Here is a 25171-nt window from a genome sequence, read left to right as displayed (position 1 = left end):
GAAAAGGAATGATTAGTTACTAAATGGAATATAGAGCGCCAGACGGGACTCAGCCTCGCGGGAATTTCATCTGCCTGAATATTTTTCATGACCTGGCCGCGTTTATCATCCCGCGACAAAAAGAGCGATTTCAGATTTGGGAAATTGTCTATTGGCTCACACAATCGCATACTATCAGCCCTGTAAGACCGCCTGCGCGGCCTGCTGCTTTGATTGCCTTCCGGTCACCCTGACCTACTGACAAGGATTTTTGGCTATGTTTTCTTTTTTACGCATGAAGCGGACGCTGCTGGCTTTTAGCCTGGGCTGCGCCGGGATAACTCATGCGCTGGCGGCCACTTCGCCGCTTCCTCCGATGGGCGAAATCGCCAGTCAACAAATTCGCCATATCGCCACCTATTTTCCGGGGCGGATGGCAGGCAGTCCGGCGGAACTGATCGCCGCCGAGTACCTGAATCAGCAATTTAATAAATTCGGGTATCAGAGCAATCTGCGCGGTTTCGATACCCGCTATCTGTACACCAGCAATGATGGCAAACAGGACTGGCATAATATCCACGCCACCTCAGTCATCGCCGCGCGCGCCGGCGAAGTGCCGCAACAAATCATTGTGATGGCGCATTTTGATACGTACGTTCCGCAAAGCGATGCTGATACCAACCACAATCTGGGTGGCCTGACGTTGCAGGGCGTGGACGATAACGCCTCTGGTATTGGCGTGATGATGGAACTGGCAGAGCGGATGCAGGCTGTTCCGACGCATTACAGCCTGCGTTTTGTCGCGCTGAGTGCGGAAGAAACCGGCGCGAAAGGGGCCGAGGATTTTATTAAACGGATGAGCGCCGAAGAGAAGAAAAATACCCTGCTGGTGATCAATCTCGATTCTCTCATCACCGGCGATAAACTGTATTTCAACAGCGGCGTGAATACCTCAGTAGCGGTCGCCAAACTGACCCGCGTGCGTGCCATTAATATTGCGCACAGTCTGGGTATTCCGGCAGAAAGCCATGCAGGCGCGCACTGCTGCGACGGTTTACAGGCGCTGGACGATGCGCATCTGCCTTTGCTCAACGTTACGGCCACCAATTATGCGCTGGGCAAGAAAGACGGTGTACAACAACGGGCGATCAGCAGCCACTTCCCGCTGGGCACCGCACGTTATCAGAGCCAGTTCGACAATCTGCAATATCTTGAAAGCGTACTGCCGGGGCGGATTGATAAACGCGCCAGAGACAGTGTGAAGGTGCTGTTCCCGCTGCTAAAAGGGCTGGCGAAACCTGCCAAACACGCCTGACCTGAGAAAGCACAAAAGACAACGGACGCTTTACGCGTCCGTTTTTTTATCGAAGATTATGCAAATCATCACTCATGTAAGCCGCATTCACGCTTCAGTCCAAAGAAGCGCGTGTCCTCTTCCTTCATCCCTTCTTCCCACTTTTTGGTGGTGTGCGTATCGCCGACAGACAGATAGCCCTGATCCCACAACGGGTGGTAGCTTAGACCGTTGTCTTTCAGATACTGGAAGATCTGACGGTTATCCCAGTCGATGATCGGCAGGATCTTAAACACGCCGCGCTGTACCGCCAGAACAGGTAAATGCGCACGACTGCCGGATTGCTCACGGCGCAGACCGGCGAACCAGGTTTGGACACCGAGCTGTGCAATCGCACGGTTCATTGGCTCAACTTTGTTGATCTGATTGTATTTTTCGATCCCATCGACGCCCTGCTCCCACAGTTTGCCGTAACGCGCTTCCTGCCATGCGGGCGACTGCCCGGCGCGAAACACCTGCAGGTTGAGATTCAGCTGTTCGGTTAACGTATCAATAAACTGATAGGTTTCCGCAAAGAGATAACCGGTATCGGTGAGGATCACCGGAATATCGGATTTCTGCTGAGTGACCAGATGAAGACAGACCGCCGCCTGAATGCCGAAACTGGAGGACAGCGCGAATTCGCCAGGCATATTTTCCAGCGCCCACTGCACCCGCTCCTGTGCCGACAGCTTTTCGAGGCTGACGTTAATTTCCGCCAGCGCCATAGACTGTCCGGATTTCGGTAATGCATTCAATTCAGCCAGACTGAGTAAACTCATAGCGTCTCCGATAACTCGTCGCTCTTAATCGTAAAAATCACGTGCCGGATCAAGCACCGGCCTGATGATACCTGCGCGGATCACGAAGTCGCCGAAGCCTTCATTCGTTTCGCGCTCTTTTGCCCAGCGGCCGACCAGTTCGTCGATAATACCGAGGATCTCTGTATCTGAAATATTCTCGCGGTACATGCGGGGAATGCGCGTACCGGCGCGGTTGCCGCCAAGGTGCAGGTTATAGCGGTTCATCGCTTTGCCGACTAAACCGATTTCCGCCAGCAGCGCACGTCCGCAGCCGTTCGGGCAACCGGTCACGCGCAGAACGATATGCTCATCACCCACGCCATGCCCGTGCATGATGCCTTCGACCTTGGTTACAAACTCCGGCAGGAAGCGTTCAGCTTCAGCCATCGCCAGCGGGCAAGTCGGATAGGACACACAGGCCATCGAATTTTTACGTTGCTCGGTGATCCCGTCGTCGATCAAACCGTGGTTGCGTGCCAGCGTTTCGATTGCGTCTTTGTCTTTTTCCGAGACGCCGGCGATGATCAGATTCTGATTAGCAGTAAGCCTGAAATCCCCTTTATGGATCTTAGCAATTTCTGCCAGACCGGTTTTCAGCGGCTTGCCCGGATAATCCAAAATACGGCCATTTTCGATAAACAGTGTCAGGTGCCACTGGTTGTCGATACCTTTTACCCAACCGATACGATCACCGCGGCCGGTGAATTCATAAGGGCGAACATCAGCAAACTGGATGCCTGCGCGCTTTTCGACTTCGGCTTTAAAGACCGGCACACCGACGCGTTCCAGCGTGTATTTGGTTTTGGCATTTTTACGATTGGTACGGTTGCCCCAGTCGCGCTGAGTGGTCACCACCGCTTCAGCCACGGCCAGCGTGTTCTCGAGCGGAATAAAGCCCAGTTCGCTGGCAGTACGGGCGTAAGTGGCTTTATCACCATGCGCGATGGAAAGTCCGCCACCGACCAGCACGTTGAAGCCGATCAGCTTGCCGTTGTCGGCGATCGCCACAAAGTTCAAATCGTTGGCGTGAAGATCCACGTCGTTTTGCGGCGGGATCACCACGGTAGTTTTGAATTTACGCGGCAGATAGGTCGCGCCCAGAATGGGCTCTTCGTCGGTGGTTTCGACTTTTTCCTGATCCAGCCACACCTCGGCGTAGGCACGGGTGCGCGGCAGCAAATGCTCGGAGAGTTTCTTCGCCCACTCGTAGGCTTCGCGATGCAGCTCAGACTCTACCGGGTTCGACGTACACAAGACGTTACGGTTCACGTCATTGGCGGTCGCCAGCGCGTCCAGCCCCAGTTTATTGAGCAACTGATGCACCGGCTTAACGTTCGGTTTCAGAATGCCGTGGAACTGGAATGTCTGACGGTTAGTAATACGGATGCTGCCGTAGATCGTGCTGTCATCGGCAAATTTGTCGATACCCAGCCACTGCGCAGGCGTCATTACCCCACCCGGCAAACGGCAGCGCAGCATCATGGCGTGACGAGGTTCAAGTTTCTGCTCAGCGCGTTCGGCGCGGATATCACGGTCATCCTGCTGATACATACCGTGGAAACGGATTAACAGGAAGTTGTCACCGTTGAACCCGCCGGTCAGGCCATCTTTTAAATCTTCGGTAATGGTCCCGCGCAGGAAATTACTCTCCTTTTTCAGACGCTCAGCGTCGGCCAGCGGGGCATCGACGATCAAAGGGCCGGGACCGGGATTTTGTTCGCTCCACAATTTATTGCTCATAAGGTTTTCGCTCATTGCTCAAATTCGTTAGTAGACGTCACGCTGGTAACGACGATCCAGACGTAATTCACTTAAATATTCGTCGGCCGTTTCCAGATCCATCACGCCGTTTTCGGCAATAATTTCCAGTAACGCCTGCTCTACGTCTTTCGCCATACGGTTGGCATCGCCGCAAACATACACGTGCGCACCTTCCTGCAACCATTGCCAGACTTCCGCGCCTTTCTCACGCAGTTTGTCCTGCACGTAGACTTTTTCAGCCTGATCGCGTGACCACGCCAGATCGATATGGGTCAGCAGGCCGTCTTTGACGTAGCGCTGCCATTCCACCTGATAGAGGAAGTCATCGGTAAAGTGCGGATTACCAAAGAACAGCCAGTTTTTGCCGCTTGCGCCGTCGTTATCACGCTGCTGAATAAAAGCGCGGAACGGCGCGATACCGGTGCCGGGGCCAATCATAATGACCGGCGTTTCCGGGTTGGCCGGGAGGCGGAAGTTATCGTTATGCTCAATGAAGACTTTCACTTCGCCGTCTTCTTCCAGACGATCTGCCAGATAGCCAGATGCTCCGCCAGAGCGCGGGCGGCCGTCGATGTCATAACGCACCACACCAACGGTGATGTGAACTTCAGTTTCGGTCTCGGCCTGCGAAGAGGCGATTGAGTACAGGCGCGGCGTCAGCGGACGCAGCAAATCCACCAGCTGTTGCGCGTCCAGTTCGGTCGGTGCGCGGCGCACCATATCCACAAACGGCACGGTCTGCGCGTATTGCTGGAGCGCCGTTTTATCGGCCAGCAAACCGGTCAGGTGCTCGTCGCGGCACAGCCCGGCATATTTCTCGATAATCGGCGTGGTGTTTTGTGTCAGTTCGATGTGATGTTGCAACGCCTCGGCAAGCGGCAGCGATTTGCCATTCACCTCAACGGTTTCATCACCTTTCAGCCACAGCAGTTCAACCACTTCCTGCACCAGTTGCGGATCGTTTTCAAACCAGATACCCAGCGCATCGCCCGGCTGATAACGCAGGCCGGAATCGCCAAGATCAATTTCAAGATGACGCACGTCTTTGTCGGAATCGCGACCGGTAATTTTCTGATTTACCGCAAGCGTAGCGGTCAGCGGCAACGCTTTGGTGTACGGACTGCTGTCTACCTGATTGACACTGCCTGCCAGCGTTGGCGCGGCTTGCCCGGAGGTATCGGCAGGCACGCGCTGTTGCAGCACTTCGACAATGCGCTTGCGCCATTCCTGCGCCACGTCTTTGTATTCGACATCCGCATCCACGCGGTCTAACAGGCGCTCCGCACCCAGTTCGCCCAGGCGGTTATCGAAATCTTTACCGGCCTGACAGAAGAATTCGTATGACGTATCACCGAGCGCAAATACGGCAAACGCGGTGTCTTTCATCTGCGGTGCTTTTTTGGATTGCAGGAATTTGTGCAGCGCGACGGCTTCTTCCGCCTGCTCGCCTTCACCCTGCGTCGAGGCCACGATCAGCAGCAGCTTTTCCTGACCAATTTGCTTGAATTTGTAGTCACCGGCGTTGACCAGATTGACGTTCAGTTTCGCGGCGATGAGATCGTCACGCAGTTGTTCAGCTACGCGGCGGGCGTTGCCGGTTTGCGAGGCGGAAATCAGCGTAATGGCCGCAGCAGCCGGTGCGGCTACCGGGGCGGCAACAGCGCCCGGTTGCTGATTAACCATTCCCCAAAAATATCCGGAGAGCCAGGCCATCTGAGTCGGTGAGTAATCACCAATCGCCGATTGAAGGCGGGCCATTTGCTCGGGGGTCAGCGGGAGCAGAGAAATTGGAGGAGCCTGAGTCGTCATCGCGGTACGAATTCCCTTATGCAGAAGCCAGTCATCATTCCGGCCTTTTACGCATTTTTGCGCCCTTTGCGGTTAAATGAGCGCGCAGGAAAGACCTTTATTGTCTGTAAGGTTAACGAGGCCGATGATAACAATTAAAGAAGTGATGGAAATAATAAATAACCAAAAGAACTAAGAGGATTTAGAGGTAAGATTAACCGGAAAAACGGGTAAGGAAGGATTTTTATCGCACTGAAATCGCTAAAAAAATTTCCCTGCACTTCCAGGACTGAAAGCAAAGTGCCGGATAGATAAAGAAAAACCCCGCCGCAGCGGGGTAGTGAAATTTTCTCACTCACGTCGTTCAGAGATGGAACGCGTTATGTTGCTCAAACCAGGCAAACTGTCCGGCGGCAAACACCGACATTTTACTGCCGCTGTGGCCGACGTCCGAAAGATCGATAAAGTGCCAGTTAAACGGCGTGTTGTTCTGCTCGGCGCGTTGCTGCGACGTGGCGAAATAACTCTCGGCGCGATCCAGACGGTTAGTCCCCTGTGCCATCGCCTGCTTGGATTTGCGCAGTAAATGGTTTTCCGGGTCATCATCTTCAGCACCGACGGCAATCAGCACCGGCTTGGCAAAGTAATCATTCAGTTGCTGCTGACTGACGGCAACCGGCGCTTCGCGAAGACCGTAAGGCCAGCGCTGATCGGTGTCCGGCAACGTCCACCATCCTGCTGCTGCGCACACTGCCGCTTTGACATTCGGTTGCGGCAGCAGTGTCAGCATACGGTGGACGAACTGGCAGCCCGCACTGTTCCCAAACAGATAATATTGTTTCTGACGGGTCACGCCCTGTTTTTGCAGCGTGGTGAAAATATTATCGACAATCGTGAATGCCCACTGGGATTTAGGCTGGCGATGGTGAGTTTTGGCGTCCACCAGATTGCCGAGGTTATAACCCGCTGCTCCGGGAAAATCTTGCTCGCTGAAATGCGGCACCAGAACGCGTAAATGATACTGTTCGGCGACGGTTATCCAGTCGTTTCGGTACGTAGACGCATTACGGTCAACGCCGGTCATCACCATGACCACCGGCGTCGTTTCATCAGCATCGGCTGGCTGATAGGTGAAGACTTCCAGCGTCTTTTTGCCCTGCGCGATAGGAATATGTATCACACCGGCACCCGGCGGGAAGGTGACGGACACTTTCGCGGCCACCGGCGATTTTGTCTCAGGATGAACCGTTTTCGCTACGGCGGGCGCGGGTGCCTGAGCCGTCGGTGCGGTCTCAGCATGCGCGCCAGCGGAGAAAATCAGCGCCAGAACGGCGCAACGCAGCACAGTAATCATTCACTATCTCAACAGGTTAGTTTCTACCGGCTCACTGTATGCCAGCAATGCAGGCAGTGTAAAGGCAGTTGAAGTCAGGATTTGGTGAAGAAAAGCGCAGTGAAGTCATGGCACGCAGGCCGGTATTCCGGTACTATGCCGCGTTTTTTCGAGCAACGAGAGCGCCTCATGACCACCACATTATTTAAAGATTTTCAGTTCGAAGCCGCCCACCATTTACCGCATGTGCCCGCTGGTCATAAATGCGGACGGTTACACGGCCACTCATTCACCGTGCGTTTAGAAATCACCGGTGAAGTGGATCCGCATACCGGCTGGGTGATGGATTTCGCCGATCTGAAAGCTGCGTTCAATCCGACATTGGATCGTCTCGATCACTATAATCTGAACGATATTCCCGGATTAGAAAACCCGACCAGCGAAGTGCTGGCCGAATGGATCTGGAATGAGATGAAGCCGAAGTTACCTTTGCTTTCCGCCGTGCGTGTGAAAGAAACCTGCACAGCGGGTTGCATCTACCGCGGCTAACAATATTTACCGCGGGTCACTATATTTACCGCGGGTCACTATATTTCCCGCAGTGCACAATATTGCCCGTCAGGCAATGTTCAGATACTTGTGTGTCTGCATCGAAAGCCGCCAGTTCCTTGCAATGCAGGTCGCAATGCAAAGTTTGGTGGCTTCTTCTTTTTGACTGATCGGTTGCAGGGCGATAATACGCGCTTTGCTGTCGGTCAGCGTTTCCAGCAAAGCATCCAGCGCGTCGATATCACGCTGACGCGCCACCGGATGTTTCACTTCATCAGCACGTTTGAGCGCCTGCGGCAGAATGTCGTAGCCACCACGCATATTCACTTTTGGCGACACGGTCACCCAGGTATTCACTGAACAACGGACTTCGTGCGTCCCGCTGGTCTCAATCTGGCAGCTGAAGCCGTTCTTTTCCAGCAGCATGGTCAGCGGCATCAAATCGTAAATACACGGCTCACCGCCGGTGATCACAATGTGGCGCGCGGTATAACCCTGCTGCACGATGACGTCCAGCAACTGCTCGGAGGTCGCGTTGCCCCAGGCATCACTTTCTTCGGTTTTGACCAGAATGCGCTGCATATCGACTTCCCGATCGGCAATTTTATCCCAGGTGTGTTTGGTGTCGCACCAGCTGCACCCTACCGGACAGCCTTGCAGGCGTACAAAAATCGCCGGCACGCCGGTAAAATAACCTTCCCCTTGCAGGGTTTCGAACATCTCATTAATCGGGTACTGCATCGTTTTCTCAGTCATCTCTAAAAAGTCAGCGCGCATTATCGCAGATCGCAGGCGCTGCGCCAAACACGGGGCGCAGCGGAAATGTCTGCAAAAATGTCTGTCAGCCTGCAGAGTGAATGGCGTCGGTAAAACGTTGCGTGATCTGCTGCGGGCGGGTGATTGCACCACCGACCACGACAGAATGCGCCCCAAGCGTTAAGCATCGCGCCGCCATTTCAGGTGTATCGACATTTCCCTCGGCAATGACCGGCGTATCGCAATGCGCCAGTACTTGCCGCAGGAAGGCAAAATCGTCATGCCAGAGTTTGCTGCCCTGTGTCTCCTGAGTATAGCCGTGCAATGTCGTGCCGATACAATCAAACCCTAACGTCTGCGCGTTCTGCGCTTCTTCTAAGGTCGCGATGTCTGCCATCAGCAACAAAGCCGGAAACTCTTCACGAATGCGTTGCACCAGCTCGGCGAGCTGTAATTCGCCTGGGCGTTGATGGGCAGTGGCATCGAGCGCAATCATATCTGGCGCAACAGCCATCAGTTCGCGCACTTCTTTCAGAGTTGCCGTGATGTACACGTCGCTGGCGGGATAATCACGCTTAATGATCCCGATGATCGGTAATGGCACGGTGGCACGAATGGCTTTCACATCCGCGACGCTGTTGGCGCGGATCCCCGCCGCGCCGCCCTGCATCGCGGCCAGCGCCATGCGGCTCATAATAAAATCACTGTGCAGCGGTTCGTTGTCCAGCGCCTGGCAGGACACCACCAGCTTTCCCTTGATGGTCGTTAACATTGACTGATTCATACTCCCAACATCTCCTCGATTTCATTTTTAATAATCGTGACGTGTGGCCCGTAAATGACCTGAATTCCGTTCCCACGGATAAGGACGGCCCTTGCTCCGCTGGACTTCAGCTTGCTTTCATCCACGTCTGCTGCCTGAAGGACGCTGATCCGCAAACGCGTTGCACAACAGTCCAGCTCGGCGATATTTGCCGCGCCGCCCAGAGCTTCAATAATCATTCCAGCGCGGTCGGTTACCACGTTATCCTGCTGAATTTCAGCCTCATCACGCCCCGGCGTTTTCAGGTTGAAGCGCCTGATCAGATAGCGGAAAGAGAAGTAATAGAGCGCGAACCACGGCACACCGACCAGCGGGACGTACATCCAGTGAGTTTTACTTTCTCCCTGTAAAACGCCAAACAGGATGAAATCGATAAAACCGCCGGAGAAAGTCTGCCCGATGGTGATCTGCAAAATATGCGCGATCATGAAAGCCAGACCGTCAAAAACGGCGTGCAGGACATACAGCATCGGCGCGACAAACAGGAACGAGAACTCAATCGGTTCAGTAATCCCGGTCAGGAAGGAGGTCAGTGCCGCCGAGAGCAGCAGCCCTGCGACCCGCTTTTTATTCTCAGGCCGTGCCGTGTGATACATCGCCAGACATGCCCCAACCAGACCAAACATCATGGTAATAAAGCGCCCGGACATAAACCGTGAGGTGCCGATATAAAACTGCTGCGTATTTGGGTCGGCCAGCTGTGCGAAGAAGATCCGCTGTGTGCCTTCCACCAGATGCCCATTCACCACTTCACTGCCGCCGAGTGCGGTAGTCCAGAAAGGCAGATAGAAAATATGATGCAGGCCGAACGGGCCGAGCATGCGCAGCACAAAACCGTAAATGAAAGTGCCGAAGTATCCTGTGGCATCCACCAGCCCGCCCATCCCAAAAATCACTTTCTGAAAATGTGGCCAGATGAAGAACATCACCGCCCCGACGACAATCGCCGCGACAGAAGAGATGATCGGTACAAAACGCGAACCACCGAAAAACCCAAGAAACTGCGGCAACTCGATTTTGTTAAATCGGTTATGCAGCCACCACGTCACGAGACCAATCACCACACCGCCAAAAACGCCGGTTTCCAGCGTCTGGATACCGAGCGCCATGCCCTGCCCGACGGCGCTGAGATTGGTGGTGACGAGCTGACCTTTGAGGATCAGGATGGCGTTGATGGTCGCGTTCATCACCAGATATCCCAGCAGCGCGGATAATCCTGCCGTGCCTTTATCACTGCGCGCCAGTCCGACCGCAACCCCGACGGCAAACAGCACCGCCAGATTGGCAAAGACGATCGAGCCGGCGCTGGCCATGACGGTGAAAATCGCCTGCAAGGCCGGGATATTCAGAAACGGATACGCCGCTAAGGTATTTGGGTTGGAGAGCGCCCCGCCGATCCCCAACAGCAAGCCGGCTGCGGGCAAAATCGCGATAGGCAACATGAAAGACTTGCCGAATTTTTGGGCTCTTTCGAACCAGGCCCCGCCCCCTGAACCATTGAATATTGACATGAGATGACTCCGCGTTGCGCTGTTATGATAATTATTTTCACAACACTATATAAATAAAATAATAATTACCATCAAATATGCAGCGTTATCCATACGGAATTCTTCTGGCGTTAACTGCGTCACATCAGCCAAACTAGGGAGGTCAATTATTCTGAGGAGAGCCGAGTGAGTCAGACCAAGGAAACAGGCACGCTATTACTGCGAATGCGTCAGGGGCTGGAGAATTACAGCCCGACGCTGCACAAGCTGGGCAGTTTTGTGCTGGAACAGCCGCAGCGCGTGCTTTACCTGACCATCACTGAACTGGCGCGTGAAAGTGACACCAGCGAGGCCAGCGTCACGCGACTTTGCCGTCAGCTGGGGTGCAAGGGGTTTACCGAGTTCAAAATGGGGCTCGCGCTTGAGACGCGTCAGAACCCGGCAAATCAGGCCGCCGAAGGGAATGACGATGTTCAGACGCTGATCGAAGACAGCATCGCCGCCCTGCGCGATACCGGTAAACTGCTCGATCGTCAGGTGCTGGCGGACGCGGCATTGCACATTCATAACGCGCGTTCCGTGCAGGTCTATGGCGTCGCCGCCAGCGCCATTGTGGCCGATTATCTGGGCTATAAGCTGTTGCGTCTGGGTAAAGCGTCGCAATGTTTTGCCGATATGCATCGTGGGGCGATGAACGCAGTGAGTCTGGACAAAAGGGATATTGTGGTGGTGATTTCAAGCTCAGGATCCACCAAAGATGTGCTGCACGCGGCAGAACTGGCGAAGCGTCAGGGCACTACGATAATCGGCATCAGCAATACGCTGCGCAGCCCGCTTTCCTCACTGGCGGATATTTTACTGGTCGCCGCCAAACCGGAAGGCCCGCTGACAGCGGGATTACTGACGTCAAAAGTCGGTGGGATGTTACTGGTAGAATTACTGATCAATCAGCTGTTAACGCTCTCCCCTGATTATCTGCAGGCCAGCGAACACAGTGCAAGTGCCACGCTTTCTTTGTTGCTGTAACCCGAAACTTTCCCGCAGCTTTCCCTGAATTACGGACATAAAAAAACCCGCCGGAGCGGGTTTTTCAGGAAAGTGTTGCGGGGCAGTAATTACTGACCTTTAACTTCTTTCAGACCGTTGAACGGTGCAGGTGTGCCTTGTGCAGCCAGCGCTTCTTCAATACGAATCAGCTGGTTGTATTTAGCAACACGGTCAGAACGGCTCATAGAACCGGTTTTGATCTGGCCTGCAGCGGTACCTACTGCCAGATCGGCAATGGTAGCATCTTCAGTTTCGCCTGAACGGTGAGAGATAACGGCAGTGTAGCCAGCGTCTTTCGCCATTTTGATCGCAGCCAGAGTTTCGGTCAGTGAACCGATCTGGTTGAATTTGATCAGGATGGAGTTAACGATGCCTTTATCGATACCTTCTTTCAGGATTTTGGTGTTGGTTACGAACAGATCGTCGCCAACCAGCTGGATTTTGTCGCCCAGCACTTTAGTCTGGTATGCGAAACCATCCCAGTCAGATTCGTCCAGACCGTCTTCGATAGAAACGATTGGGTATTGTTTGGTCAGGTCTTCCAGGAAGTGAGTGAACTCTTCAGAAGTGAAAGCTTTATTGCCTTCGCCGGCCAGAACGTATTTACCGTCTTTGTAGAATTCTGATGCTGCACAGTCCATCGCCAGAGTAATGTCTTTACCCAGCTCGTAACCTGCTGCTTTTACCGCTTCAGCGATAACAGACAGAGCTTCTGCGTTAGAACCCAGGTTTGGCGCGTAGCCACCTTCGTCACCAACAGCAGTACCCATGCCTTTAGATTTCAGCACTTTAGCCAGGGTGTGGAACACTTCAGAACCCATACGGATGGCTTCTTTCAGAGTTTTAGCGCCAACAGGCTGAATCATGAACTCTTGAATATCAACGTTGTTATCAGCGTGTTCGCCGCCGTTGATGATGTTCATCATAGGCAGTGGCATAGAATATTTGCCTGGGGTGCCGTTCAGTTCTGCGATGTGAGCGTACAGTGGCAGACCTTTAGAAGCAGCAGCCGCTTTAGCAGCAGCCAGGGAAACAGCCAGAATCGCGTTAGCGCCGAAGTTAGATTTGTTTTCGGTACCATCAAGATCGATCATGATCTTGTCGATGTTAGCCTGGTCTTTCGCGTCTTTACCGGTTACAGCCTGAGCGATAGGACCGTTAACAGCAGCAACAGCTTTCAGTACGCCTTTGCCCAGGAAACGGGATTTGTCACCGTCACGCAGTTCCAGCGCTTCGCGGGAACCAGTAGAAGCACCTGATGGTGCAGCTGCCAAACCAACGAAACCGCCTTCCAGATGAACTTCAGCTTCTACAGTCGGGTTACCACGGGAGTCAATGATTTCACGGCCGATAACTTTAACGATTTTAGACATTAAGATTTCCTCAGTACAAGTTAACTAAAGCTTCGGAAAAGCGATTCCAGACAGTCTGTCCCGAACCACTTCCCCGGTATTTTATTTTACCTGACGCTTCTGATACTCACCGGCAGCCTTCACGAAGCCTGCAAACAACGGGTGACCATCACGCGGCGTAGACGTAAATTCTGGATGGAACTGACAAGCCACAAACCACGGATGATTTGGCAGCTCGATGATTTCCACCAGTTGCTTATCGCCAGAGCGACCGGCTACGCGTAAACCTGCGGCTTCGATTTGTTTCAGCAGCATATTGTTTACTTCGTAACGGTGACGATGGCGTTCAACTATTGTCGGTTCGCCGTACATCTCACGAACCAGGCTACCGTCGCTCAGGTGACATTGCTGCCCACCGACGCGCATGGTACCGCCTAAATCACTGTCTTCGGTACGTACTTCAACGTTACCGTCTTCATCTCGCCATTCGGTGATCAGCGCCACCACAGGGAATTTACAGTCTGGCACAAATTCAGTGGAGTTGGCATTTTCCATACCTACCACATTGCGGGCGAACTCCATCAGTGCCACCTGCATACCCAGACAAATGCCCAGATAAGGAATGTTGTTTTCACGTGCATAACGGGCGGTCGCGACTTTGCCTTCCACACCACGGTAACCGAAGCCACCTGGGATCAGGATAGCGTCCAGACCTTTGAGCACTTCAACACCACGGGTTTCGACATCCTGAGAGTCGATAAGTTTAATGTTCACGGTCAGACGATTTTTCAGGCCGCCGTGCTTGAGCGCTTCAATCACAGATTTATACGCATCTGGAAGCTCAATGTACTTACCGACCATACCAATGGTGACTTCACCGCCCGGATTGGCTTCTTCATAGACAACCTGTTCCCACTCGGAAAGATTGGCTTCCGGGGCATTGAGGTTAAAGCGCTTACAAATATAGTCGTCCAGACCCTGAGATTTCAAGAGGGCCGGGATTTTATAAATGGAATCAACATCTTTAAGAGAAATCACCGCTTTTTCTGGCACATTACAGAACAGGGCAATTTTGGCACGTTCGTTGGCAGGAACTGCACGATCGGAACGGCAGATCAGCACGTCTGGCTGAATCCCGATAGACAGCAACTCTTTTACGGAGTGCTGAGTCGGTTTAGTTTTCACTTCACCGGCAGCCGCCATGTAAGGCACCAGCGTCAGGTGCATGTACAGCGTGTGCTCACGGCCCACGTCTACGGCCATCTGGCGAATCGCTTCCAGGAACGGCAGGGATTCGATATCACCCACAGTACCGCCAATTTCAACCAGCACAACGTCGTGGCCTTCGCCGCCTTCGATGATGCGTTCTTTGATATTGTTGGTGATGTGCGGGATAACCTGAATGGTCGCGCCGAGATAGTCGCCGCGGCGCTCTTTGCGCAGCACGTCGGAGTAAATACGGCCAGTGGTGAAGTTGTTACGACGGGTCATTTTGGTGCGAATGAAACGCTCGTAGTGACCGAGGTCCAGATCCGTTTCAGCGCCATCTTCGGTTACGAAGACTTCACCGTGTTGAGTCGGACTCATGGTGCCGGGATCCACGTTGATATACGGGTCCAGTTTCATCATGGTCACGTTAAGGCCACGGGCTTCGAGAATAGCCGCCAGAGAGGCTGCGGCAATGCCTTTACCCAGAGAGGATACGACCCCGCCGGTCACAAAAATATAATTAGTTGTCATGCTGAACCTGAGAGGTTAGGTTTAAAGATGATGGAGTAACCAAGACGGGAAAACAGTATACCGGAACCTTGTGTGCGCCACAAATAAACGTTTTGCTGCCCATCATCGTTTTCCTCAGCGTCAGTTCAGAAAAGTTAACCTTTCCCAACATTCTCTCTCATTCTTTCAAAAACAATCAGTTAGCGAATAAAAATGGCGTAACTGTTCGCGTGACTCACTAAAACATCTTAGATATCAATTTGTTGGACTTTAACGCTCTCAGATCAGGCTTTTAGCGGCTGACTGATACTGAGCTTAACCGTTTCAGCAAATGCAGATCTTGTCGCCGATCAAAGTCCGGGCACCGGTTTTACGGCTTCTCGCTCTTCTTTACCTGCTGCCACGCGGCTTCCATCTGATCCAGGGTGGCATCTTCCATGCTCAGCCCCTGCTCACGGATAATGCTTTCCACATGACGAAAACGGCGCTCGAATTTACGGTTCGCAGCCTGCAGTGCATCTTCCGCTTTGTGCCCCAGATGGCGGGAAAGATTCACCGTCGCGAACAGCAGATCGCCAATTTCCTCGCCAAGCTTTTCTTGGTCAATCACTGCCTGACGAGCTTCAAACATTACTTCATCGATCTCTTCGTAGACTTTATCGAGCACCGGACCGAGTGTGGTCCAGTCGAAACCCACGTTTGAGCAACGCTTCTGAATTTTGTGCGCTTTCATTAGTGCAGGCAGTGCGGAGGGAATGTCGTCGAGCGCCGAGTGCAGCGATTTGTCAGCCCGTTCCAGCGCCTTGCGCGCCTCCCATTTCACCAGCACATCTTTACTGCTGGCGTCTTTTGACCACGCCGCTTCATCACCGAAAATTTGTGGATGACGACGTTCAAGCTTATCGGAGATCGCATTACAGATATCGTCGAAACCAAACAACCCCTGCTCGCTGCCCATCTGCGCGTAAAACACCACCTGAAACAGCAGATCGCCCAGTTCATCACGCACGTCGTCGTAATCTTTACGCGCAATGGCATCCAGTACTTCATAGGTTTCTTCCAGCGTGTACGGCGCGATGGTCTCGAAGGTTTGTTCTTTATCCCACGGGCAACCGGCCGCCGGATCGCGCAGAGTTTTCATGATGGAGAGCAAACGTTGAAGAGGTGATTCGGTCATGAGGGTTGTCCGTTTTAAAAATGTGTATGCCAAAGCAAAAATAAGAAAGGCCCGACAGGCGGGCCTTTAAAGGATTTCGATCAGTTGCCGTGCAGGCGTTTGGCGTCAATGACGTCCGGCAGCTGGTTCAGCTTGGCGATCACGCGCCCCAGCACCTGTGGATTGTAGATTTCGATATCCATATCGATAGTCGCCAGTTGCTGCTTGGTATCGCTGCGGCTGGCCACGCCCAGTACGTTGACCTTCTCGTTGGCCAGAATAGTGGTGATATCGCGCAGCAGGCCGCTGCGATCGTTCGCCACCACGCGTACCACCAGCGAATACCCGCTGGAGTAGCTTTCGCCCCAGACGGCGTCTACCACACGCTCTGGCGCATTCAGGCGTAAATCTTCTAACTGGTCGCAATCGGCCCGGTGAATAGAAATCCCCCGGCCCTGGGTGATGTAACCGACGATTTCATCACCCGGTATCGGCTGGCAGCAGCGCGCGATGTGGTGCATCAGATTGCCTACGCCTTCAACCACCACGCGACCATTGTCTTTACTGCCATTACGTTGCGGTGCCGGCGTGGTTTTCTGCGTCAGCTGACGCATCGCCTCTTTATCCAGCTCTTCCGCACTCGGCTTTTTAAGCTGCGATTGCAGGAAGTTGACCATCTGGTTGATGCGGATGTCACCGTTGCCAATTGCGGCCAACACTTCGTCGAGCGAATTGACGTTGTAGCGCGGCAGCAGCAGTTTTTCGGCATCCTTGATGCTGATATCCATTCGATCGAGTTCGTCGTCGAGGATCTGCTTACCGGCGATGATATTTTTGTCGCGATCCTGTTTACGGAACCAGTTCTGGATCTTCGAGCGCCCGCGGCTGGTGGTGACATACCCGAGACTCGGGTTCAGCCAGTCACGGCTTGGGTTCGCGTGCTTCTGGGTGATGATTTCAATCTGATCGCCCATTTGCAGCTGATAGGTAAACGGCACAATACGCCCGCCGATTTTCGCCCCGATACAGCGGTGACCGACATCGCTGTGGATGTGGTAAGCGAAGTCGAGCGGCGTCGAGCCGGTTGGCAAATCGATAACATCGCCTTTTGGCGTAAACACGTAGACGCGGTCGTCGAAGACCTGACTGCGCACTTCGTCGAGCATTTCGCCCGAATCGGCCATTTCTTCCTGCCACGCGATAAGTTTACGCAGCCACGCGATGCGACCTTCGTAGCCACCGCTGCGGCCACCGACCACGGCGGTGCCTTCTTTGTATTTCCAGTGCGCCGCGACGCCCAGTTCTGCGTCTTCGTGCATCTGGCGGGTGCGGATCTGGACTTCCAGCGTTTTACCACGCGGCCCGAGCACCACGGTGTGGATCGACTGATAGCCGTTCGGTTTCGGGTTGGCGACGTAGTCGTCGAACTCATCCGGCAGATGGCGGAAATGGGTATGCACAATCCCTAACGCCGCGTAACAATCCTGCAAACGCTCTACCACGATACGCACGGCGCGCACGTCGAACAGTTCGTCGAAGGAGAGGGATTTTTTCTGCATCTTGCGCCAGATGCTGTAGATGTGTTTCGGGCGGCCATAGACATCGACTTTAATGCCCTCTTCGCCCATCGCATTTTTGACGGTAGAAACAAAATCATCGATGTACTGTTCACGGTCGATACGACGCTCATGCAACAATTTGGCGATACGTTTGTATTCATCAGGATGCAGATAACGGAAGCAGAAATCTTCCAGCTCCCATTTGAGCTGGCCGATACCGAGGCGGTTCGCCAGCGGGGCATAAATATTGGTACATTCTTTCGCCGCCAGAACTCGCTCTTCTTCCGGCGCGTCCTTCACTTCACGCAGATGCGCGATACGTTCGGCGAGCTTGAGCACCACGCAGCGGAAATCTTCCACCATTGCCAGCAGCATCCGGCGGACGTTGTCCACCTGCTCCGGGGCCATAGAGTCATTGTGCGTGGCTTTCAGCTGGCGGATGGCATCCATATCACGCACGCCATGCACCAGATCGGTAATGCCTTTACCGAACTGCTCAGTCAGCGTGTCTTCATCGATGATGCCGTCATCGACCAGCGGAAACAGCAGCGCGGCGCGCATACTGTCGTTATCCATACTGAGGGTCGAGAGGATTTCAACCATCTCAAGACCGCGCCACAGCAAGAGCGACGCGTGCGGATGGCCCTGCGTCTGTTGCTCGCAGTAGCGCCAGGTTTCGGCTAAACGGTCACATGACTGTTGGCTGGACAGCCCTAAACTGTTAATCCAGTCGTCGAGCGCAAACTCGCCAGCCGTGTTCAGATGTGCACTTCTTACCGCAACCATACCCTCTCCCTACGTGTCTGACACAACCCCGGTGTCAGATGGGTTGATAAACAGAGCCATCGATTCAAGGTGCCCGGTGTGCGGAAACATATCCAGCATACGAACCTGAGCCAACCGATAACCCGCCTCCAACAAAATTTTACTGTCCCGAGCCAATGTCGTGGGATTGCAGGACACATACACCACGCGCTGCGGGGCAAGCTTAACAATATGCGCCATCACGCCGGCCGCACCGCCCCGCGCAGGATCGAGCAAAACTTTATTGAAGCCTTGCGCTGCCCAGGGTTGCTGACTGACGTCGTCCTCCAGATTTTCATGGAAGAATGACGCATTTTCTACTCCGTTAATCCGGGCATTATCTTGCCCATTCGCCACCAGTGTAGCAACACCTTCGACTCCGACAACCCGCTTAGCTCTTTTTGCCAGTGGAAGCGTGAAATTTCCCATTCCGCAAAATAAATCCAGCACGCGGTCTTCCGGCGTCAGCGCCAGCCATTCCAGCGCCTGCGCCACCATTTGCTGGTTTACGGCATCGTTAACCTGAATAAAATCACGCGGACCGAAATTCAGCGTCAGGCCATCAATCTGATACGAAGGGACATCGCCGCACAAGCGCTCCAGCGTGTCGCTGTCCGGTGCCAGAAAAATCGTTAACTGATATTTCTGCGCAAACGTTGTCAGGCGGGTGCGGTCAGCTTCGCTGAGCGGATCCAGATGGCGCAATACCAGCAGCGCACCGCTGTCCGCCAGCACCATTTCCAGATGCCCCAGGCGTTTAGCCGCCGTCAGCGAGGCCAGACATTCCTGCACCGGTACCAGCAGTTGATCGAGCTCAGGACGCAATACCGGGCAGCGGGTGACAGCCACCAGATCATTCGAACCTTCCTGACGGAATCCCATCACCAGCGGCCCGTTGCCGGATTTACGCCCCGGCTTAGCGCCGGCAATTTGCAATCCGAGACGCGCACGGCGGCGATAACCGTATTGCGGACCGGCAATCACCGGCTGTTCATCGGCCTGAATACCTGTTTCGCGGGAAATCAGCCGCAGCAGAGACGCCGATTTACTGCGCTGCTGCAACGCCTCGCTGGCGTGCTGCTGCTGGCAACCGCCGCAGGTGGAATAGTGCGGGCACGCCGGTTTGACGCGGTCAGCGCTGGTGGTCAGCAGATGTTTCAGCCGCCCTTTGGCGTACTTACTTTTATCTTCTGTTAAGATCACTTCCGCCTGCTCGCCCGGCAATAAGCCACTGACAAACACGGCTTTGCCGTTATGACGTGCAACACCCTGCCCGAAAGCATCCAGGTCGGTGGCGGTCACAGTTATCGTTTGCCGGGTCGTCACACGGCGGTTCGGAGAGTAGAATTGAGCCATTATTGTCGATTGCACGCTGGTTTATTAAGCTTACTTTAGGTAATTCTCCCACATTGGAACCTCATGACCAAATATAGCCTTCGCGTACGGATGATGATCCTGATTCTGGCACCGACATTAATGATCGGTTTGCTGCTCAGCACCTTCTTTGTGGTGCACCGATATAACGAGTTGCAGAATCAGCTGATCGACGCCGGAGCCAGCATTATCGAGCCACTGGCGGTCGCGAGCGAATACGGCATGACGTTCCGCGAACGCGAGCCTGTGATACGTCTCATCAGCCGCCTGCATCGCAATCATTCCGATATTGTCCGCAGCATCAGCGTGTTTGATGGCGACAATAAACTGTTTGCCAGCTCGAACTCACTGCGCGAAAACACACCGTTGCAGGTTAAAAGTGTTAAAGATATTCCCCGCGAACTGACGCAAATGCGCATCGGCGACTCCCTGATTTTGCGCACACCGGTTCAGGCCGAAAACCATACTGAGGCCGATGACGCCTCTTTCATAACGTCTCCCGAACATAATCTGGGATATATCGCCATTGAGCTCGATATCAGTTCGGTGCGGCTGGCGCAGTATCAGGAAGCGTTCGTTTCCACCATGTTGTTACTGTTGTGTCTGGGCATCGCCACCCTCTTTGCCTATCGTCTGATGCGAGACGTTACCGGGCCAATCCGCAACATGGTAAATACTGTGGACCGGATCCGTCGCGGCCAGCTCGACAGCCGCGTCGAAGGCACGATGCCCGGTGAACTGAGCATGCTGAAAAACGGCATCAACTCGATGGCAATGTCCCTGACGGCGTACCACGAAGAAGTGCAACAGAATATCGATCAGGCCACGTCAGACCTGCGCGAGACGCTCGAACAGATGGAAATCCAGAACGTCGAACTGGATTTGGCGAAAAAGCGTGCGCAGGAAGCAGCGCGTATTAAATCGGAATTCCTCGCCAATATGTCGCACGAGCTGCGCACGCCGCTTAATGGTGTCATTGGTTTCACGCGCCAGACACTCAAAACGCCGCTGTCCCCGACGCAGGCAGATTACCTGCAAACTATTGAACGCTCAGCCAATAATCTGCTGACCATCATTAATGACGTACTGGACTTCTCGAAGCTGGAAGCGGGCAAACTGGTGCTTGAACACATTCCTTTCTCGCTGCATGAAATGCTCGATGAAGTGGTGATCCTGCTGGCACACACCGCGCACGACAAAGGGCTTGAGCTGACGCTCAACGTTCACAATAACGTGCCGGAAAACGTGCTCGGCGACCCGATGCGTATGCAGCAAGTGGTCACCAACCTGCTGGGAAATGCGATTAAATTCACCGAAAATGGCAATATTGATATCAATGTGGAACTGCGCTCGCAGAACAATTTGCAGGTCGAACTGGAAGTACAGATCCACGACACCGGCATCGGTATTTCCGAGCGGCAGCAGTCGCAGCTGTTCCAGGCTTTCCGTCAGGCCGATGCCAGTATTTCTCGCCGTCACGGCGGAACCGGTCTGGGGCTGGTAATAACTCAGCGGCTGGTGAAAGAGATGGGCGGCGATATCAGCTTCTACAGCCAAATCAATCGCGGTTCGACTTTCTGGTTCCACGTTACGCTGGAGCTTAATGAAAACCGCCACGTGACGCCGGTTTCCATGAGCTCGCTTGAAGGTAAACGTCTGGCTTACATCGAAGCCAACCCGGCGGCGGCGAAAGCCACTATGGAGATTTTGCAGGCAACACCGCTGGAAGTGACCCATCGCACGTCGCTGGCGGCATTGCCAGAAAACTATTACGACATGATGTTGTGCAGTATTCCGGTCAAACAGGATCAGACGCTGGCCGATTATGACGACAGACTAAAACGGGTACTGGGCATGACGCGCCACCTGCTGCTGGCGCTGCCAAGCCAGTTCCAGGTTGATGCCGAAGAGCTAAAACGGCGTGGCGTGCAGGCTTGTCTCATCAAACCTATGTCCAGCATCCGTCTGCTGCCATTGCTGTTAAAAGAGCAACAGCCGGTGGTTCAGATCCTCGGTTCGGAGGAAACTAAAATCTTGCGCCTGCCGCTGACAGCGATGGCTGTGGATGATAATCCGGCGAACCTCAAACTGATTGGTGCGTTGCTCGAAGAACTGGTCGAAACAACCGTGCTCTGCCACAGCGGTGAAGAAGCGATTGAAGTCGCCCGCCACACCGATCTGGACATCATTTTGATGGATATTCAGATGCCCGATATCGACGGCATCCGCGCCAGCGAAATCATTCATCAGATGGCGCGCCACACCAGTACACCGGTGGTGGCAGTAACCGCCCACTCGCTGAGCGGCGAACGCGAACAGTTGCTGAAACTCGGCATGGACGATTATCTGGCGAAACCGATCGACGAAGGCATGCTGAAAAATGTGCTGTCGCGCCATTACTCGCATCAGAATCAGTTAGATTCACCTCTGCAAACGCAGGAAGACCTGGCGCCAAACAGCACGCTCGACTGGCAGCTGGCACTGAGCCAGTCCGCCAATAAAGTCGCGCTGGCGCAGGATCTGTTGCAAATGTTGGTGGAATTTCTGCCGCAGGTCGCCGAACGCGTGGATGCCGTTGCGCGCGGTGAAACCGATAACGACATTCTGGCGCTTATCCACAAACTGCACGGCAGTTGCAGCTACAGCGGCGTCCCGCGTCTGAAACAGCTCTGTTATTACATCGAACAACAGCTGCGTCAGGGCGTGAGTGTGGAAACGCTGGAGCCAGAATGGTTTGAACTGCTTGATGAAATCGAGAATGTGAAGCAGGCGGCGGTGGCCTACTTGCCAAGGTAAAAAGGGCCGGAGTGAGAAGTTTCAGGTAAACAACATAACGCCCGGCTTTAACCGGGCGTTTTTACGCCTTAAAAATGCTGGTTAAAACCAGGTTGTCACAGCCCCGGTCACATCCCATTGTTCGTTCACCAGCAGCAGCTGGCGCCATTTATCAAAGGTCAGGCACGGATGGCAGATATCGAACACCAGCATATCGCCAACTTTCAGATCTGCATTTTCCGGGATCGACATAAACGCATGCTGATCCATCATCGCGTAAACCTTCCAGTCATCGGGCGCGGGCACAACGGTGGTGTAACCTGCCTGCGTGGCGCTGCGCGGGCGGAAATGACCGGCGGCTTTCGGGTATCCGGCATCGTAACCGGCATCACGTTTGCCGAAGGCGATGATCGCCCTGCCCGGCTCCGGCAAAGACTGCACCGCCGCCCAGACCTGCAGCGCGGGTTGTAAGCTGCTGTTCATTTCACGCGCCACCGGATTGCTGGTTTGCATTCGCTCCAGCGCGGCCTGATACGCACCAACATCGTGCGTGACATAGCAGCCGGAGCGCAGGATAACGTCCAGCCGGTAGCTTTTATCATTGTCGAGATGAGGATCTTCGCGTGTCAGCTCTTCCGCCACCACGTCAAACCACGCAGATCCTGCGCCGGTCAACATCACCTGCGGTTCAGCGAATTCACCTGCCTGCGCCAGCGCTTCGGTACGCGCGACAACGTGACGCAGGAAGGCGCGGATCGCTGCTTCGTCATTACTGACGCCCTCATAAAGCTCAACGCCCACCAGCGCCAGCGACTGCGGCCATCGCTTCACGGCCGCCAGCACTTCCGCCTCCTGCTCGCCGGTGCGGATACCGGTGCGACCGCCCTGAATGCCGTATTCGAACATGACGCGCAGTGTCAGTTGCTGGCTGGCAAAATAGTGGCCGAGGGCATCCACGTTATCGGCAGAATCGATGATGCAGGAAAATTCAAATTCAGGATCCTCACGCAATAATCCGGCGATGATCGCCATGCTGCCTTTGCCGATCAGCTGGTTCGCCATAATCACTTTGCGCACACCATGCTGGAACGCCACATTAACCTGTGGCGCGGTCGCCAGCGTGATACCCCACGCGCCGAACTCCAGCTGCATCTGGTACAACTCAGGGCTCATGGTGGTTTTGCCATGCGGCGCGAGTTTCAGCCGATAGCGCTGAATAAATTCACGCATCCACGCAAGATTGTGTTCGATTCGCTCTTCAAGCAGTACCGCCACCGGCAGGCTGACGTCCTCGCGCAGAATATTCCAGCCCTGCTGGCGGATATCCCCCATGCGTGAATCTGCACTGATGGCACCTAATCCTTTGGTTTGTGTATTGACCGGCTGCTGCGAAAAATCAATCTCTGACATGGCGAGGTTCCCGTTGCGATTTGATTCTAAAAACTAACGTAAAATCGTCGGGAATAAAATACAAAAACCGGTGCAGGCTGGGCCTGAACACCGGTTTTTTAATGACGTATTGTTGCTGATTCTTGCCGTTAATACGTTCTCAGAGCTTTTGCGATAACTTAATGGTCGCGGCAATATTCCGTGCTGACTTACGCAAATTATCTGCGGCATTTTTAAGGGCGTCGTCAAGCGTACATACACTGTAGAGCACGCTGAAAACCGCATCCAGCCCGTGAGCGTAAACCACATCCACGTCTTTAGTCAGACTGCCCGCAATGCCAATCACCGGTTTGTTGTAACGCTTGGCGACCCGCGCCACGCCAATCGGTACCTTGCCGTTGATGCTCTGGCTGTCGATACGCCCTTCGCCAGTGATCACCAGCGTCGCGTCTTTGACCAGCGCATCCAACCCCAGCGCATCGGTGACGATCTCAATGCCCTGACGCAGTTCCGCGCCGCAGAATCCGTATAACGCCGCGCCCATGCCACCCGCTGCACCTGCGCCGGGCACATGCTCAACGTCAATGCCCAGATCCTGTTTGATCACTTTTGCGTAATGATGCAGATAGCCGTCGAGCTGCTCAATCATCTCGGGCGTTGCACCTTTTTGCGGGCCAAAGATGGCGGAAGCGCCGTCTTTTCCGGTCAGCGGATTGGTCACGTCACAGGCCACTTCGAAGCGGCATGTTTTGACTCGGGGATCCAGCCCGCTGATATCGATGTGATGCAGCTTTTCCAGCTCCCCCCCGCCCTGACCAATGGACTGGCCCTCTTTGGTCAGCAACTTCGCGCCCAGCGCCTGCATCATGCCGGCCCCGCCGTCATTGGTCGCACTGCCGCCGATCCCGATGATGCAGTGTTTTACGCCGTGGTCGAGCGCGGAGCGGATCAGCTCGCCCGTGCCGTAAGAGGTGGTTTTCAGCGGATTACGCTGCGCTGCCGGTACACTTTCCAGCCCACTGGCGGCGGCCATTTCGATGAACGCGATTTTCTCGTCGCCGGAAAGCCCGAAGAAGGCTTCAAGTGGTGTGCCTAAAGGCCCGGTCACATTCACTTTCACCACGCGTCCGCCGGTGGCTGCCACCATCGCTTCCACCGTGCCTTCGCCGCCGTCGGCGACTGGCAGTTTGATATACTCCGCGTCAGGGAAAATCTCACGAAATCCACTTTCGATGGCCTTCGCCACATCCAATGCAGACAAACTTTCTTTGTATGAATCCGGTGCGATCACTATTTTCATAAAGTCATTACCTTCATAAACTGCACGCGCCGTTGTGGAAAAGCGTCCTGTCAGTTTTGCATTCTGCCAAAAGGCTACGCG

The 25171-nt window shown here is 54.2% G+C and carries 18 protein-coding genes; 4 read left to right on the top strand and 14 right to left on the bottom strand.

From position 1 onward, the window contains the following. Window positions 1–256: 256 nt before the first annotated feature. Window positions 257–1294, top strand: a complete 1038-nt coding sequence (locus tag AC0Z7K_RS12905) for an aminopeptidase (protein WP_485614718.1) — start codon at window positions 257–259, stop codon at window positions 1292–1294. Between the two features lie 68 nt (window positions 1295–1362). Here the strand turns inward: AC0Z7K_RS12905 and AC0Z7K_RS12900 are convergent, their stop codons facing one another. From AC0Z7K_RS12900 to AC0Z7K_RS12885, 4 genes are all read right to left on the bottom strand, one after another. Next, window positions 1363–2094 (bottom strand): phosphoadenylyl-sulfate reductase, encoded by a 732-nt coding sequence (locus AC0Z7K_RS12900; RefSeq protein WP_413530398.1) that lies wholly within the window; start codon window positions 2092–2094, stop codon window positions 1363–1365. 24 nt (window positions 2095–2118) lie between these two features. Further along, a complete protein-coding gene (gene cysI, locus AC0Z7K_RS12895; protein WP_485614716.1) occupies window positions 2119–3855 on the bottom strand; it encodes an assimilatory sulfite reductase (NADPH) hemoprotein subunit in 1737 nt (578 codons plus the stop codon). Window positions 3856–3882: 27 nt separating this feature from the next. Continuing rightward, window positions 3883–5685 carry an NADPH-dependent assimilatory sulfite reductase flavoprotein subunit gene (cysJ, locus tag AC0Z7K_RS12890; protein WP_413530396.1) on the bottom strand — a complete coding sequence of 601 codons (1803 nt, stop codon included), beginning with the start codon at window positions 5683–5685 and terminating at the stop codon, window positions 3883–3885. A gap of 343 nt (window positions 5686–6028) precedes the next feature. Beyond that, window positions 6029–7018 carry a hypothetical protein gene (locus AC0Z7K_RS12885; RefSeq protein WP_485614714.1) on the bottom strand — a complete coding sequence of 330 codons (990 nt, stop codon included), beginning with the start codon at window positions 7016–7018 and terminating at the stop codon, window positions 6029–6031. A 168-nt stretch (window positions 7019–7186) separates the two neighbouring features. Here AC0Z7K_RS12885 and queD point away from each other — a divergent pair, with 168 nt between their 5' ends. Continuing rightward, entirely contained in the window at window positions 7187–7546 is a 360-nt protein-coding gene (gene queD, locus AC0Z7K_RS12880) for a 6-carboxytetrahydropterin synthase QueD (protein WP_413530394.1), read from the top strand. A 69-nt stretch (window positions 7547–7615) separates the two neighbouring features. Here queD and queE read toward each other — a convergent pair whose 3' ends face one another. The 3 genes from queE to AC0Z7K_RS12865 all read right to left on the bottom strand — a co-directional run bounded on the left by queE (window position 7616) and on the right by AC0Z7K_RS12865 (window position 10636). Next, a complete protein-coding gene (gene queE, locus AC0Z7K_RS12875; protein WP_413530420.1) occupies window positions 7616–8287 on the bottom strand; it encodes a 7-carboxy-7-deazaguanine synthase QueE in 672 nt (223 codons plus the stop codon). 100 nt (window positions 8288–8387) lie between these two features. Continuing rightward, window positions 8388–9086 carry an N-acetylmannosamine-6-phosphate 2-epimerase gene (locus AC0Z7K_RS12870; protein WP_413530393.1) on the bottom strand — a complete coding sequence of 233 codons (699 nt, stop codon included), beginning with the start codon at window positions 9084–9086 and terminating at the stop codon, window positions 8388–8390. Further along, on the bottom strand, window positions 9083–10636 hold the full coding sequence (locus AC0Z7K_RS12865) for a maltose/glucose-specific PTS transporter subunit IIC (RefSeq protein ID WP_413530392.1): 1554 nt from the start codon (window positions 10634–10636) through the stop codon (window positions 9083–9085). The genes AC0Z7K_RS12870 and AC0Z7K_RS12865 overlap by 4 nt, the downstream gene beginning before the upstream one ends. Window positions 10637–10840: 204 nt before the next feature. On the opposite strand from AC0Z7K_RS12865, the gene AC0Z7K_RS12860 reads away from it, so the two are divergent. Beyond that, window positions 10841–11641: a MurR/RpiR family transcriptional regulator gene (locus tag AC0Z7K_RS12860; RefSeq protein ID WP_413530419.1), complete on the top strand. Its 801-nt coding sequence runs from the start codon at window positions 10841–10843 to the stop codon at window positions 11639–11641. An 89-nt stretch (window positions 11642–11730) separates the two neighbouring features. Here AC0Z7K_RS12860 and eno read toward each other — a convergent pair whose 3' ends face one another. The 5 genes from eno to rlmD form a co-directional block, all read right to left on the bottom strand. Next, entirely contained in the window at window positions 11731–13035 is a 1305-nt protein-coding gene (gene eno / locus AC0Z7K_RS12855; protein ID WP_413530391.1) for a phosphopyruvate hydratase, read from the bottom strand. Between the two features lie 81 nt (window positions 13036–13116). Next, window positions 13117–14754 (bottom strand): glutamine hydrolyzing CTP synthase, encoded by a 1638-nt coding sequence (pyrG, locus tag AC0Z7K_RS12850; protein ID WP_413530390.1) that lies wholly within the window; start codon window positions 14752–14754, stop codon window positions 13117–13119. A 349-nt stretch (window positions 14755–15103) separates the two neighbouring features. After that, the gene (gene mazG, locus AC0Z7K_RS12845) at window positions 15104–15910 is read right to left on the bottom strand and encodes a nucleoside triphosphate pyrophosphohydrolase (protein ID WP_485614711.1); all 807 of its coding nucleotides are present in this window, start codon (window positions 15908–15910) and stop codon (window positions 15104–15106) included. An 80-nt stretch (window positions 15911–15990) separates the two neighbouring features. Further along, window positions 15991–18234, bottom strand: a complete 2244-nt coding sequence (relA, locus tag AC0Z7K_RS12840) for a GTP diphosphokinase (protein WP_413530388.1) — start codon at window positions 18232–18234, stop codon at window positions 15991–15993. A gap of 9 nt (window positions 18235–18243) precedes the next feature. Beyond that, window positions 18244–19608: a 23S rRNA (uracil(1939)-C(5))-methyltransferase RlmD gene (gene rlmD / locus AC0Z7K_RS12835; protein ID WP_485614709.1), complete on the bottom strand. Its 1365-nt coding sequence runs from the start codon at window positions 19606–19608 to the stop codon at window positions 18244–18246. A gap of 63 nt (window positions 19609–19671) precedes the next feature. On the opposite strand from rlmD, the gene barA reads away from it, so the two are divergent. Next, complete coding sequence (barA, locus tag AC0Z7K_RS12830) at window positions 19672–22422, top strand: two-component sensor histidine kinase BarA (RefSeq protein ID WP_485614708.1); 2751 nt, start codon at window positions 19672–19674, stop codon at window positions 22420–22422. An 81-nt stretch (window positions 22423–22503) separates the two neighbouring features. Here the strand turns inward: barA and AC0Z7K_RS12825 are convergent, their stop codons facing one another. Then, a complete protein-coding gene (locus AC0Z7K_RS12825) occupies window positions 22504–23811 on the bottom strand; it encodes an amino acid deaminase (protein WP_485614706.1) in 1308 nt (435 codons plus the stop codon). Window positions 23812–23950: 139 nt separating this feature from the next. Continuing rightward, a complete protein-coding gene (locus tag AC0Z7K_RS12820; protein WP_413530384.1) occupies window positions 23951–25090 on the bottom strand; it encodes a glycerate kinase in 1140 nt (379 codons plus the stop codon). Window positions 25091–25171 lie beyond the last annotated feature (81 nt).

This window comes from Rahnella sp. 1L-D-7-B-C2 (genome assembly GCF_057290995.1).
Note: the sequence above shows the minus strand (reverse complement) of the source record. Positions and strands in the feature narration are given on the sequence as shown.